Origin of the sequence: Streptomyces sp. SID13726, from assembly GCF_010548375.1 — a bacterium.
GTDB lineage: Bacteria > Actinomycetota > Actinomycetes > Streptomycetales > Streptomycetaceae > Streptomyces.
This window is the reverse complement of sequence record NZ_JAAGLY010000005.1, coordinates 145,879-158,426: the sequence shown is the minus strand read 5'-3', so window position 1 is coordinate 158,426 and position 12,548 is coordinate 145,879. Positions and strand designations below refer to the sequence as shown.

The 12,548-nt window shown below is 71.4% G+C and carries 13 protein-coding genes; 7 read left to right on the top strand and 6 right to left on the bottom strand.

The window, feature by feature from the left end; genetic code table 11:
* Positions 1-45: 45 nt before the first annotated feature.
* The 3 genes from G3I78_RS14995 to G3I78_RS14985 all read left to right on the top strand — a co-directional run bounded on the left by G3I78_RS14995 (position 46) and on the right by G3I78_RS14985 (position 4,364).
* Positions 46-441, top strand: coding sequence for a cupin domain-containing protein (locus G3I78_RS14995; protein WP_164424506.1), 396 nt, complete (start codon positions 46-48; stop codon positions 439-441).
* Between the two features lie 358 nt (positions 442-799).
* On the top strand, positions 800-3,241 hold the full coding sequence (locus G3I78_RS14990) for a SpoIIE family protein phosphatase (protein ID WP_164424504.1): 2,442 nt from the start codon (positions 800-802) through the stop codon (positions 3,239-3,241).
* Positions 3,242-3,296: 55 nt separating this feature from the next.
* Positions 3,297-4,364, top strand: coding sequence for an ABC transporter permease (locus tag G3I78_RS14985; RefSeq protein WP_164424502.1), 1,068 nt, complete (start codon positions 3,297-3,299; stop codon positions 4,362-4,364).
* A gap of 40 nt (positions 4,365-4,404) precedes the next feature.
* Here the strand turns inward: G3I78_RS14985 and G3I78_RS14980 are convergent, their stop codons facing one another.
* Positions 4,405-4,620, bottom strand: coding sequence for a DUF397 domain-containing protein (locus tag G3I78_RS14980; RefSeq protein WP_164424500.1), 216 nt, complete (start codon positions 4,618-4,620; stop codon positions 4,405-4,407).
* On the bottom strand, positions 4,617-5,444 hold the full coding sequence (locus G3I78_RS14975; RefSeq protein WP_164425268.1) for a helix-turn-helix transcriptional regulator: 828 nt from the start codon (positions 5,442-5,444) through the stop codon (positions 4,617-4,619). The genes G3I78_RS14980 and G3I78_RS14975 overlap by 4 nt, the downstream gene beginning before the upstream one ends.
* 174 nt (positions 5,445-5,618) lie before the next feature.
* Between G3I78_RS14975 and G3I78_RS14970 the strand changes: the two genes are divergently transcribed.
* Together G3I78_RS14970 and G3I78_RS14965 are read left to right on the top strand one after the other, a co-directional pair.
* Positions 5,619-6,128, top strand: coding sequence for an ATP-binding protein (locus G3I78_RS14970; RefSeq protein ID WP_164424498.1), 510 nt, complete (start codon positions 5,619-5,621; stop codon positions 6,126-6,128).
* A gap of 48 nt (positions 6,129-6,176) precedes the next feature.
* Positions 6,177-6,518 carry a hypothetical protein gene (locus G3I78_RS14965; protein ID WP_343243758.1) on the top strand — a complete coding sequence of 114 codons (342 nt, stop codon included), beginning with the start codon at positions 6,177-6,179 and terminating at the stop codon, positions 6,516-6,518.
* A 48-nt stretch (positions 6,519-6,566) separates the two neighbouring features.
* On the opposite strand, the gene G3I78_RS14960 is transcribed toward G3I78_RS14965, so the two are convergent.
* Positions 6,567-6,929, bottom strand: coding sequence for a hypothetical protein (locus G3I78_RS14960; protein WP_164424494.1), 363 nt, complete (start codon positions 6,927-6,929; stop codon positions 6,567-6,569).
* A gap of 537 nt (positions 6,930-7,466) precedes the next feature.
* Here G3I78_RS14960 and G3I78_RS14955 point away from each other — a divergent pair.
* Positions 7,467-8,018, top strand: a complete 552-nt coding sequence (locus G3I78_RS14955; protein ID WP_203614996.1) for a hypothetical protein — start codon at positions 7,467-7,469, stop codon at positions 8,016-8,018.
* 24 nt (positions 8,019-8,042) lie between these two features.
* On the opposite strand, the gene G3I78_RS14950 is transcribed toward G3I78_RS14955, so the two are convergent.
* Entirely contained in the window at positions 8,043-9,398 is a 1,356-nt protein-coding gene (locus tag G3I78_RS14950; RefSeq protein ID WP_164424490.1) for a hypothetical protein, read from the bottom strand.
* 100 nt (positions 9,399-9,498) lie between these two features.
* Positions 9,499-10,011, bottom strand: a complete 513-nt coding sequence (locus tag G3I78_RS14945; RefSeq protein ID WP_164424488.1) for an ATP-binding protein — start codon at positions 10,009-10,011, stop codon at positions 9,499-9,501.
* A gap of 682 nt (positions 10,012-10,693) precedes the next feature.
* On the opposite strand from G3I78_RS14945, the gene G3I78_RS14940 reads away from it, so the two are divergent.
* Positions 10,694-10,915, top strand: a complete 222-nt coding sequence (locus G3I78_RS14940) for a hypothetical protein (RefSeq protein WP_164424486.1) — start codon at positions 10,694-10,696, stop codon at positions 10,913-10,915.
* A 361-nt stretch (positions 10,916-11,276) separates the two neighbouring features.
* Here the strand turns inward: G3I78_RS14940 and G3I78_RS14935 are convergent, their stop codons facing one another.
* Positions 11,277-12,530 carry a DUF3500 domain-containing protein gene (locus G3I78_RS14935; RefSeq protein ID WP_203615043.1) on the bottom strand — a complete coding sequence of 418 codons (1,254 nt, stop codon included), beginning with the start codon at positions 12,528-12,530 and terminating at the stop codon, positions 11,277-11,279.
* Positions 12,531-12,548: the final 18 nt, after the last annotated feature.

Sequence of the window (12,548 nt, the reverse complement as noted above, 5' to 3'; positions counted from 1 at the left end):
TCCTAGCACTCACACTGCCCGTGCGAAGCCGCCGAGGATGAGGCCATGAGCAACCAGCCGATCTCTCTTCGCCAGGCCCTGGACTCCTTTGACGCGCTGTGGAGTCCGCGCATCGTCACACGCGTCAACGACTACGACGTCCGGGTCGCCAAGGTCGAGGGCGAACACATCTGGCACGTTCATGACGACACGGACGAGTTCTTCCTGGTGCTCGACGGGGAACTGCACATCTCGTTGCGCGAGCCCGAGGGTGAGCGCGCGGTCCTGCTGCGGCAGGGGGCGGCCTTCACGGTCCCCGCGGGTACGGAGCACAAGCCGTACGCGCCGTCCGGAGCCGCGATCCTCATGTTCGAGCCGACCGGGACGCCGACCGTGGGCGACCGCCACGACGAGATCCCCGCCCACGTCGACGCGACGACCGGACACGTCCTCAACGCGTGAGCGACGGACGGCTGCTGTCACGCGACGACGGAGTGCGAAAGGCCTGCCGGCCGAGCCGCACGACCGACTCCGGCGCCCGGTCCACGAACACCGGGCCGCCCCGGCGCCGGCTCCAGGCCCGGCCACGGTCCGTGAAGCGCTTCGTCTTCGCCGCACTCCCTCCCCACCAGTACGGCTGAACCCGCCCGCACAGCCGCAACGGAGCCCCGGTGCCGGAGCGGACGAATCGCTCTCCCCCGAGATCACCCATTCCCACCCCCACCCCCACCACCCCGTGCAAGACTGCGGCACCCCACGCCGAGCCCACCGCACCCCCTCCTCGCTTGAGAGGGGAGCCGTGCGGCGGGAGGCTTGGGGTATGGACAGCTGGGGCGGTACAGGCGGAGGCGCCGTGGAGGGTCGGGTACCGGAGGACCTGGCGGTCGTGGTGGACGGCCGTGGGGTGATCGCGGTGTGGGGTGCGGGGGCGCGGGAGCTGCTCGGGTACGAGGCCGGGGAGATCGTGGGGAGGCCTGCGGCGGAGCTGCTCGCGGCGGACCTGCCCGAGTCGGCGCGGCGCCACGTGGCCGGCGGGCTGCGGTGGGCGACACAGGTGGCGTTGCGGCACAGGGACGGCGACCGGGTCGTCGTACGGCTTCAGGGGACGCCTCTCGCGGACGGCGACGGCGGGCGGCCGTGGCTGGTGACCGGGGCCGCCGCGGAGCGGGTGGCCGGGCCCGCCGAGGTGTCGGCGGAGGCCCTGTGGGATCTCACGCTCGCCCAGCTGCCGGTGCCGGTGGCGATCTACGACCTGGACGCCCGGCTGGTGGCCGCCAACGAGGTCATGACCCGGGTGATGGGCCGGACCGTCGCGGAGATGCGGGGCCTGACCCTGTGGGAGATCGAGCCGAACCCGCCCTTCGACGAGTACGACCGTCTCCAGCGGCAGGTGCTGCGGACGGGTGAGCCGGTCTTCCACGAGAACCACGGTCAGGCGCCCGGCGAGGTCCGGGGGCACGCCTGGTCGATGTTCCTGTCGCCGCTCAAGGACGAGGGCGGGACCGTCAGGGGGATGTCGGCGGCCGTCTTCGACACCACCGAGCAGTACTGGGCCCGCCGCCGGCTCGCCGTCCTCAACGACGCCAGCCTCCGCATCGGCAGCACCCTGGACGTGACCCGGACGGCGGAGGAGCTGGCCGAGGTGGCCGTGTCGGGGTTCGCGGACTTCGTGACCGTGGACCTGCTGGAGTCGGTCGCCGAGGGGGAGGAGCCGGAGCCGGTCCCCGCGGGCCGGCCGGTGACCGTACGACGTACCGCGCAGCGGTCGGTGCTCGACGGGTGCCCGGAGTCGGTGGTCCCGTCCGGCGGTACGACGTTCTACCCGGTGGACACGCCTCCGATGCGGGCCCTGGTCGCGGGCCGCGGCACCCTGCCGAAGCCCGGCGATCCCGGGCTCCAGGAGTGGATCCGGTCCTCCCGGGCCCGTGCCGAGTCCGTGCACCGGCATCTGATCCACTCGGTGATGATGGTGCCGCTGCGTGCCCGCGGGGTCACCCTGGGCCTGGTGCACTTCCTGCGGCACCGCACTCCGGAGCCGTTCAGCGAGGACGACCTGCTGCTCGCCGAGGAGATCGTCGCGCGGGCCGCGGTCAGCGTGGACAACGCCCGCCGCTACACCCGCGAGCGCCGCACCGCCCTCGCCCTCCAGCGCAGCCTCCTGCCCGACCGGCCGCCGGACCTCGCCGCCATGGAGGTGGCCTACCGCTATCTCCCGGCCGGGTCAGGGGCGGACGTCGGCGGGGACTGGTTCGACGTCATCCCGCTGTCCGGAGCCCGGGTCGCCCTGGTCGTGGGCGACGTGGTGGGCCACGGCATCCACGCCTCGGCGACGATGGGCCGCCTGCGGACGGCCGTACGCACCCTCGCGGACGTCGATCTCGCCCCGGACGAGCTCCTCACCCAGCTGGACGACCTCGTCGTACGGCTCGACCGCGAGGAGGGCCCCGAGGCGCGCGGCCGGGCGGCGGCCCCGACCTCCGGCGAGGTGGGCGCGACCTGTGTGTACGCCGTCTACGACCCGGTGTCGCGCCGTTGCACCATGGCCCGGGCCGGCCATCCGCCGCCCGCCGTGGTCACCCCCGACGGCGACGTGCGGTTCCTGGACCTGCCCGCCGGGCCGCCGCTGGGCCTGGGCGGGCTGCCGTTCGAGTCGGTCGAGGTGGAGCTGGAGGAGGGCAGTCTGCTCGCGCTCTACACCGACGGGCTGGTCGAGGCGGCCGACCGGGACATCGAGGTCGGTCTCGAACTGCTGCGCGGGGCGCTCGCCGACAAGGCGGGGCCCCTGGAGGAGACCTGCGACCAGGTGCTGCGGACGGTGCTGCCGGGGCGCCCGGCCGACGACATCGTCCTCATGCTGGCCCGCACCTCCGCCCTCGACACCGCGAAGGTCCGCACCTGGCACCTCCCGCGCGACCCCGCCGCGGTGGCCCGCGCCCGCAAGGCGGCGGGCGAGCAGGTGTCGGCGTGGGGCCTCGGCGAGGCGGCCTTCGCCACCGAGCTGATCGTGAGCGAGCTGGTCACCAACGCCGTGCGCTACGGCGACGATCCGGTCGTGCTACGGCTGATCCGTGACTCGACGCTGATCTGCGAGGTCTCGGACGGCAGCAGTACGGCCCCGCATCTGCGGCGGGCGCGGGTGTTCGACGAGGGCGGGCGGGGGCTGCTGCTGGTCGCCCAGATGGCGGAGCGGTGGGGGAGCCGGCAGACGGAGACGGGGAAGACGATCTGGGCGGAGCTGGGGCTGCCGGCCTCGGCGGGGTGAGACGCCGTCCGTCAAGCGGAACGTTGGATTCATCCAGCTGTGCGACGATGCGGCCGTGAACGCACCCCCCAGCCCTTCCTCGGGCAGACCCCCCACGGAATCCTCCGGCTTCGCGGCCGAGTTCAAGGACGCCGTCACCTTCCGCGCCTTCGGCCTGGTCCTCGGCGGCCTGCTGGTCCAACTGGCCTTCGTCGTCTCGTACGTGGGCGCCTTCCACTCCCCCACCCCGCACCGGATCCCGGTCGCCGTGGTCGCCCCCCAGGAGGCCTCCGCGAAGATCGTCGCCCAGCTCAACGCCCTGGACGGCGACCCCGTGAAGGCAACGGCCGCCTCCAGCAAGTCCGTTGCCACTGATCGGGTCCTGACCCGGCGCGCGGACGCGGCCTTCCTCTTCAACGCGACCGGCACCGAGGACACCCTCCTCGTCGCCTCGGCCGGCGGCCCTTCGGTCTCCCAGACCGCGACCCAGATCGCCCAGAAGATCGAGGCGTCGGAGAAGCGCCGGATCACGGTCACGGACATCCGCTCCCCCAACTCCGGTGACGGGCGCGGGATGACGTCCTTCTACCTCGTCCTCGGCTGGGTGATCGGCGGCTACCTCACCGCCACCATCATGGGCATGGCCTCGGGCTCCCGCCCGGCCAACCGCCACCGCACACTGATCCGGCTCGGGGTGCTCGTGCCGTACGCGGTGGTCTCGGGCATCGCCGGCGCGGTGATCGTGGGACCGGTGTTCGACGCCCTGGGCGGCCACTTCTGGGCCCTGAGCGGAATCGGCACCCTGGTCGTCATGGCCTCGGCGGCAACCGCCCTCGCACTCCAGACCCTGCTCGGCCTCCTCGGCACGGGCGTGGTCGTCCTGCTCTTCGTGGTGCTGGGCAACCCGAGTTCGGGCGGCGTCTACCCGGCCCCCCTGCTGCCGGCCTTCTGGAGCGCGATCGGCCAGGCGCTCCCGCCGGGCGCGGGAACGACGCTGGTACGGAACACGGTGTACTTCTCCGGGCATGCGACGGGGGCGGCGCTGTGGGTGCTGGTCGCTTATGCGGTGGGCGGGGTCGTGTTGGCCCTGGGGGCTTCGTGGTGGCGGGAAGGGCGGGGCGCGGTCGCTGCCACCGCGGGCTGAGGGGTGTTGTTCCTGTGACCCGGGGCGGGTGTGCCCCGGGTCACGCGCAGCGGGTGGTGGCGGCGTACGAGACGAAGGCGGACCACTGGTGGGGGCCGAAGGCGAGTTGGGGGCCCGGGAGGTGCTTCGAGTCCCGTACGTGGATGGTGGTGGGGGTGGGGGCGATCTCGATGCAGGCAGCGCCGTCGGGATTGCTGTGGCTGCTCTTGAACCACTCCAGCGCGGTGGCTTCACCGGCCAAGGGCTTGAGGCTCATGACTCTCCCAGCAGTTTCTCGATGTAGCCCAGCGACTCTCTCGGGGTGAGAGCCTGCGCTCGGATAATCCCATAGCGCAGTTCGAGGATCTGGATCTCCCTGCGGTCCGAGACCAGCCGGCTGACGAGCTGGATATCGCTGTGCGCCACTGTGGTGCCCTGTTTCAGCCGCAGCAGATGGAAGGGACCGTCGAGACCGGCGTTGTCCTCGCAGTGGATGGGCAGCACTTGGATCTCCACGTTCCGCATCTGCCCGATCTCCAGCAGCCGTTCGAGCTGTCGACGCAGGACCGCCCTGCCTCCGACCGGACGGCGCAGGGCGGCCTCATCATGCACGAAGCTGAAGGCGGGGATCATCCCGTTTCCGCCGACGATTCCCTGGCGTGCCAGCCGTGCTGCGACAAGCCGTTCCACGTCCTCCTCCGAGAACGCCGGGCGCCGTGAGGCGAACACCGCCGTCAAGTACTCCTCGGTCTGCAGGAGCCCGTTCACCACGGAGTTGTCGTAGGCGCAGATCTCGACCGCCTCCGCCTCCAGCTTGGCCAGGTCCCGTACCTTCTTCGGGTACCGGGCCTGCTCGACGTCCTTCTTCAGCGCGTCGATCAGCCCGCCGGCGCTCAGTACCTCGTCGGCTGCCTTCAGGAACGCCGGACTCGGCGCCCGTCGCCCCCGCTCCACCGAGGACACCTGCTCCTCGCTGTATCCGATGGCTGTCGCCAACTCGGCCTGCCTGAGCCCCTGTTGCTCCCGGCGCGTCTTGACGACCCTGCCCACGGTCCGCAGTACCGCCGCCGACTCCTCGTCGTCGGCGCCGTAGGGCTCCATCCCGTCACCGTTACCCACGCCCGGCCACCTCCACGTGCCGCCCGTACCCAACTCCCGTCGGTACGGGGCGTAACGCCGCACCGCCCGGACAGCGCCGGACAGCACCCGGACAGTGACGCCGCGTACCACCTTCGTCGCTGTTCAGAGTAGGGTCAGCCGACCACGCTGAGTGACATGAACGCCGATATCGACCATCAGCCGGTCGCTTCGCCCGCCGTCACCCACCACTTCGCCGTCCGCCTGTCGGCCACGCCCAGAGGCGCCCGGCTGGCGCGCCGGTTGGCGGCGGAGCAACTGCACGGCTGGGGCTGGCCGTACGGCACGGAGGCCCACGAGACGGCCGTCCTCCTGGTCGCCGAGCTCGCCGCGAACGCCGCCCGGCACGGCCGCGTTCCCGGCCGTGACTTCCGCCTCCGCCTCACCCTCCACCCCGAGGACGCCACCCTCCGCGTCGAAGTCACCGACCCCCGACCGGCCGATCGCCCACCGGTCCCCGGCACCCTCCCGGCCCCTTCCCCTGAGAACGACTCGGGCCGTGGCCTCCTCCTCGTCGAGGCGCTGTCCACGCACTGGGGAACGGCCTGTGGAGATCCGTACACCAAGACGGTGTGGTGCGAGGTGAAGGGCGATCATTTCGGTTGCCCGTGCTCCTCTCCTCGACCGATCCTGGGGCCGCGGCAGTGAAGTGAGGGGGACAGGGTGGGGCTCGTACTCTTTCCGGGAGACGGTGACGTGACCAGCCCGGACGTCTCCTGGTCCTACACGGGCTTCAACCTGTTCCGGGAGTGGCTGGCCGAGGCCGAGGGGTTCGCCCTCACCGACATGCACGGCTTCGGCGGCGACCGTCCGTGGAACAGCGTGTCCACCACGCTGACTCCACTGCTCGACCATCCGGACGACACCGGGCCCGACCTCACGCCTGCTCAGTGCGTCGCGATGCTGCCCCGGCTGGAGGCGATCGTGGAGCAGCGGCGGCGTGATGCCGGTGAACGACGACGCGTCGACGACGTCCGGGAGTTGGTCGCCGTCATCAGGTTCTGCCTGGAGAGGGAAGTCGAACTCGTCTTCGGCTGACCGGTGCTCGGAGCGAACTCCTGGAGCGGAGGTCGGCGGAGCGGCAGGTCACTCCTCGCGGTACCGCCCGAACACCCTCTCCTGCTCGTCCCGCCAACTCCAGTCTCCCGAACGGGAGAAGGGGAGGCTCCGGGCCAGGATGGAGAACTGCTCGGACGGCTCGCGGCTGGCCTTGTTCACCACGATCGCCGAGAGCATGGGGTCTCGCCCGTCGGCGTTGCCGTGCAGGCAGACATCCCTGAGCAGGTAGGTCATGACCCCGCGATACGGCGGAACGGAGTCGAAGCCCCGCTCCGCCAGTTCGGCGCTCAGTTCCCCGTAGGTGATCGTCCTCCCCTGACGGGCCCGCCCCCGCAATACCTCGACAGCCGCTTCGACCGCGGCCGGGTACTCCGGATCTGTGGTCCTCACTTGCCCCTCCCCCATCACGTGGACAATGCCTGGGCTGCGCAGCGTACCGACCGGGGACCCGGAAGGACCCCGGTGAAGTGGAGGCGGCCGAAGTCGTCTCAGGGGCTGGGCAGTTGGCCGAGGAAGGACACAGTGGTGGTGCGAGTGGTGAGCCCGGGGGCCGGGTGGCGGGTGGAGTGGGTCAGTGGTGGTGGGGGTGGTGCCGGGCACGGGGACTCGGTGCGGTCGGTGGTTGTGGGTGTGGTGGGTGGGCGGGATGTCGTCGTCAGCGGGGGTGATGACGGGGGCGTGCTGGTGTGGGATCTGGGGACCGGTGAGCGGATCGGTGAGCCGTTGGTCGTTGGTGGGGCGGTGTGGGGTGTGGCCGTGGGCGGTCGAGGTGTCGGCGTTGTGGTCGGGCCGTCTGCTTTGGGTGGGGCTTGGGATCTGGGTGCGCGGCGGCGGCTGGGGAGTCTCGACGGTGGGGGGTGGGCTGTCGCGACGGCAGTGGTGCAGGGGCGGTTCCTGGTGTTCCTGGGGCGGGAGAGTGTTCCCAGGGTGGTGCTGTGGGATCCCGTCAGGGGTGACGTGGTCGAAGGCCTCGATCCGTCGGCGGAGCGTGTCGGGGCCGTGGTGGCGGTGGCCGTCGCAGACGGGGGGAGTGTCGGTGTCACCCTGCACGACGACAGCAGTGTCCGGGCGTGGAGCCTGGCCGACGGCCGGTGTCGGGGGCAGCTCGCGCCCCCGGCCGGCGGCGGCGCGCAGCGGGTGTCGCTGGCCGCCGCCACCGTCGGGGAGCGGTTGGTCGCCGTCACCGGTGACTGGAGCGGGCGGGTCCAGTTGTGGGACGAGGCCGGGCGGGCGGCTCTGGTCGGCCACGCCGGTCCCGTGTGGGCCCTCGCCTCGGCCGTGGTCGACGGCCGCCCGCTCGTCGTCACCGGCGGGGACGACCGGGTCGTACGGGTGTGGGACCTCGTCGCCCGTCGTCAGGTGGGCTCGGATCTGGAGTTCCCCTCGGAGGTGACCGCCGTGGCCATGGCGTCCGACGGGCGGCTGGTGGTGGGGTTCGGCGATGACATCGCGGTTCTCGCACCCCGGCCGCCCGCCTGAGCGGATCCCGCGGACTCCTCCCCCTTACGCCGACGGGTTCACGATCACCTTCGTCGAGTTGTTCTTCGTGTTCGGGTCGAACGGGAAGGTCGTCGCGGTCTCGTCGTAGGGGCGGACCGTGACGTGGCCGGTCGCGTTCGGGACCGCGTCGTCGATGCGGAGCTGGAAGGGGAAGTCGACCTTCAGGTGGGGCTTGGTCCAGGTGGGGAGGGTGCAGGTGTAGTGGGGGACCGTGGGGTCGTCGCCGGCGCTGTGCGCGGTGTGGCAGGTGGTGGGGATCGAAGTGGCTGTCGTGCCCGGCGGGAGGTAGTAGTCGATCGCGGGGACCGGGTCGCCGGAGGCCACGTCGGCCACCCAGGCCGGGCCCCGGTTGGTGAAGCGGAAGCCCGCGGTGACCGTGTCGCCGGCCGCGGCGGTCACCTTTGTGCCGTGGACGGCGAAGTCGGCGGTGTTGTCGGTGGTGACGTGCCAGGAACGGCCGTTGTCGGAGGTGTCGAGGTCGGTGGTGCCGTCGGTGGGCTCGACCTCGTAGTCGAAGCGGTCGTAGAGGGCGTGGCGGGTGGCCTTCAGGCGGAGCGGGGCGGGGAGTTGCACCGTGGCGCCCGCGGGGATCTCGGTGTCGAAGGCGCAGGTCACGTAAGTCACCGACGAGGACGGGGTGTTGGCGTCCGGGTCCGGGTAAGTGCACTGCGGGTAGCGGGTGGTGATCGCGAGGCCGTACGTCGACCACATCTTGAGGGTGAAGCCGTGGGCGGTCTCGTTGCCGGTGTTCGTGATGGCGGTGGGGACAGTCAGGCGGGTGCCGGGGCGCACGGCCGTGAGGTCCTGGGGCGTGGGGATGCCCAGGTCGGGGCCGGAGGCGACCGTCACCGTGGTTTCCGCGGAGGAGTCGGGGGCCGTGAGGGTGCCGTCGGGGCCGCCGGTGGCGGTGGCCGCGTACTCGATCGTGCCCTGGGTTCCGACGGCCGCGCCGGACGCGGCGCGCAGCTTCAGCCGGACCTGCGGGGTGTAGCGAGTCGGGACGTCGCCGGTGTCGCAGACGGCCTTCGTGCCGGTGCCGTCCGGAGTGCAGTTGTCGGGCCAGGACACCTCGGCGACGCCGCTGAGGCCGGAGACGTCGACGGTCAGACGGCCTTCGGTCACCTGGAAGCCGGCGTTGTCGTGGTACAGGCCGAGCGCGAGCGAACGGTACTGGGCGGTGCCGCCGGCCGGGGCGACGGTGAGCGCCTGCTCGTACGGTGCCTGGACCCACAGTTGGTCACTCTGCGGCTCGTCGTCGGCGACGGCGACGCCTGTGCCGAGGCCGGTGACGGACAGGGCGACCACGGCTCCGGCGCAGGCGGCGCGGCGCAGGGCGGGCCCGACGGAGACAGAACTCATGACTTCTCCCAGCTGGGACAGGGACTCCGGCGCTGTGATCAGGGCCGGGCGCGAGTTCGACGGGCCGTCGGGGGCGAAAGTTGTAGGCGGTACGGGGTTCTTACCGACTTCTTGATCGTGATCGGTGGGGCGGCGGAACATCGAAGAGGCTCAGCTCGTGCTCGGTCGGTTCCTCGAAGACGTGCGCGTACGCGGTGAGTTGGGCCCGGGTGATCGGGACGGTTCCGTGGCCTGCCTGTCCGTTACGGCCCTCCAGGCGGCGGTCGAGTTCGTCGAACGGTGTCTTGAGGTAGTGCAACTCGACCCGGACACCCAGCTCGTGGGCCGCCCGGCGCTTCTCGTCCCGCTCCGCGCGGGCCCAGAACCCGAACTCCAGGATCACGGTGCCGCCGAGCCGCAGCAGTTCCTGGGCGTGTACCCAGAACCGCTCCTCCAGCCGGTCCCGCGTCACCTCGTCGAACAGGTCGACGCCGAGGTCCGCCATCCACTCGTCCGGACAGAGCCGTACGGCCGGAATCTCCTCCGCGAGCCGCTTCGCCAGCGTCGTCTTCCCGGACCCGGGAAGCCCGCAGAGCAGAATCAGCCTGGGCGGCCCGGCACACGTGTCGTCCATCGACTGCCTCCACAACAGTTCAGCCCACCGCTCACTCCCACCGCTCACCCCATGCTGACGCAGCCACGCCGGGCCACGGAACCGGTTTGACCGCCACGGCCGCGCTCCGGTCCGTGGCAGCGCGAGCGGCCTCGGGAGCCGGTGCGAGCCAGGAGTGGGACCACGGTGATCCGGTGTTGTGGACACGCTGCGTCGACGGCTCGGTGCGGTGGGTGGCGAGAACGGGACGCGCCGTAGGGGTCGTTGGGCAACCACCACGGTCGAACCGGCCTCGCGGCACTCGGTCTCGGCACCACCCCTCGCCCCCCGCCGGAGCGAGGTCGCGCGGCCGACGCTGGCAGGTCTCCCCTGGTCATCGGCCCGGCCCGGTCGTCGGTTGGGGCCCGGACGGGTTCTGCGGGCCACCCCCGGACAGACCGGGGATGCGACCGCTCATCGCAGAGATCGCAGAGCCGGAACCCACGGAAGCCGGCCGCGCCTCAGGAGCCTGCGGGCGGGCACCGACAACGGCGGCTGACGGCGGCGTCATCGTCGGTACGGCGTCGCCCTGCTCACGTCGTTCCTCGTAGGTCTGAGAGAACCGCAGGTCAGGGGTTGTCCGCAGCAATCGAGTCCCAGGCGTCGCCCAACCGTTGTGAACACCCGCAGCGAGCCGAGCCTCCATAGGCGCATACTGGGTGCGATGACAAAGCCTGCTGCACCGAAGCGTCATTTGCCTACCAGTCCCTTCAAGGCTCCGGTCGCCCCGGTACCCAAGCACTTCGCCGTGGGGGACCAGGTCACGCACGACATGTACGGTCTCGGCCGCGTGATCGGTGTCGAGGACGGAATCGCTGTGCTCGTGGATTTCGGCTCGTCACAGATGCGGATTCTGAGCCCGTACTCGAAGATGACCAAGCTGTAGGACCGCTGTGCCCGGTCACGGCACGCCAGGTCCCTTCACGGGCCTGTACCGGAAGGAAGCCCTCTCATAGACCTGACCTCGCTGTTCTCCGCTCCGGAGGGGCAGCCCCGGCACACCCCCGCGGTGCTGCCGCCGCCGACCACCAACCCCTTCCAGGCCCCGGACTTCGGGGACGACGAGGGCGGCACCCCGGTCGAGGGCGACACCGGCCCGCGTGCCCAGGCCCGGCCCGAGGCCGCCTAGCCACCGGACCCGGACCCGGTATCCGGCACCCGCCACCGGCCGCACAGCACCGGCATGTGGACAAAGGGCCCGCACCCACCTGGGTACGGGCCCTCCGCCATGACGGGACATCCATGTCTCACCGATGGTGCGGTGACGTCAGGTAGTGCTGCCGGATGAGCTCCTTCCCGTAGTCGTTGCCGTTCGGTGTGCGGATCACCGAGTGGACGTGCTTCTGGGTCGGCCCGTCGCCCTGGGCGGCGCCGTACGCCCCGGCCAGCGGGCCCGGACCCTGGCAGTCGACCTCGACCCAGACGACCGGGCTGTGGACGCGGATGTAGAACGCCGAGTCGTCCGCCGTGCCGCCGGCCCAGGTGACGTACGTGTCGGCGAGGTGGGCCCGGACCTCCGCGAGCCGCACCTTCGCCGCGTCCGCCTTCGCCCGGCCGGTGAACGCCTCCACCACGGCCAGCAGCTTGCGCTTCTGGGCGGCGTTCAGGGCGTTCGCGCGCAGACCCTCGTACGCCTGGACCGTGTTGTCGGCGAAGGCGCCCGCCTTCATGGACTCGTTGGTCTTGGTCGCGGAGGCGATCGCCACGGACCGCTGGTCCGCGGTGAGGGAGTTGACGAAGGCCAGCGACGCGGTGACCTCCTCGTGGCAGACCGTGACCGTCTCGCCGTCGATCGCCATCGAGGTCGGCTCCGAACCCCAGAAGCAGGGGCTCATCACGACCTGGTCGCCAAGGACGAAGTAGTTGATCACCAGGTGGTGGCCGTCGAACTGGAAGCCCCAGGGCTCGTCCGCGGACGGCGTGCCCATCAGGGTCCAGTAGTACGCGTCCTCGTTGAAGGCGGTGGTGTTGCCGATCGCCTCGCCCGCCGCCTGGTTGATCCTGCGGATGTTCTCGGCGGTCTCCAATCCGTCCGCGCTCAGCGCCGACTTCAGCAGGGCCGTGCCGAGGGCCTTCTGGGCGTCGGTGAGGTCGGCCAGGGACACGCCCTGACGGCCGTAGGAGTCGACGTTGCTCCACAGGCGCCACTCGGTGGAGTGGACGGTGAACTGCGTCGACGTCCGCTGGGTGTCGGAGAGCCCGGCGAGGAAGGCGTTCGCGGCCGTGATCACGGGTGCGGTCCGCACCCCCGTCGAGTGGATCGTGAACAGGTCGTCGATCCGCTCACCGTCGGTGGTGAGGCCGAAGAAGTCCTCGGTGATCGTCTGGTTGCCGGGGCCGCCTGCACCGCCGCCCGGGCCGCCGCTGGGCGCGCCGCTCGGGACGGGGCTCGCGGAGGCGTCGGCCGTACCCGTGGAGTCGTCGGCGAGCGCGGACCACGCCCCGGCGCCGCCCATCGTGGCGACCGCCGTGGCACCGGACGCGAGGAAGACCTTCCGCATGAAGTCACGACGGCCCGC

Excerpts from the sequence above, each read along its gene's own strand:
- G3I78_RS14950 (WP_164424490.1), bottom strand. The coding sequence starts at position 9,398 with ATGAGTTCTGTCTCCGTCGGGCCCGCCCTGCGCCGCGCCGCCTGCGCC.
- G3I78_RS14995 (WP_164424506.1), top strand. The coding sequence starts at position 46 with ATGAGCAACCAGCCGATCTCTCTTCGCCAGGCCCTGGACTCCTTTGAC.
- G3I78_RS14935 (WP_203615043.1), bottom strand. The coding sequence starts at position 12,530 with ATGCGGAAGGTCTTCCTCGCGTCCGGTGCCACGGCGGTCGCCACGATG.
- G3I78_RS14975 (WP_164425268.1), bottom strand. The coding sequence starts at position 5,444 with ATGGAGCCCTACGGCGCCGACGACGAGGAGTCGGCGGCGGTACTGCGG.
- G3I78_RS14970 (WP_164424498.1), top strand. The coding sequence starts at position 5,619 with ATGAACGCCGATATCGACCATCAGCCGGTCGCTTCGCCCGCCGTCACC.
- G3I78_RS14980 (WP_164424500.1), bottom strand. The coding sequence starts at position 4,620 with ATGAGCCTCAAGCCCTTGGCCGGTGAAGCCACCGCGCTGGAGTGGTTC.
- G3I78_RS14945 (WP_164424488.1), bottom strand. The coding sequence starts at position 10,011 with ATGGACGACACGTGTGCCGGGCCGCCCAGGCTGATTCTGCTCTGCGGG.
- G3I78_RS14990 (WP_164424504.1), top strand. The coding sequence starts at position 800 with ATGGACAGCTGGGGCGGTACAGGCGGAGGCGCCGTGGAGGGTCGGGTA.
- G3I78_RS14940 (WP_164424486.1), top strand. The coding sequence starts at position 10,694 with ATGACAAAGCCTGCTGCACCGAAGCGTCATTTGCCTACCAGTCCCTTC.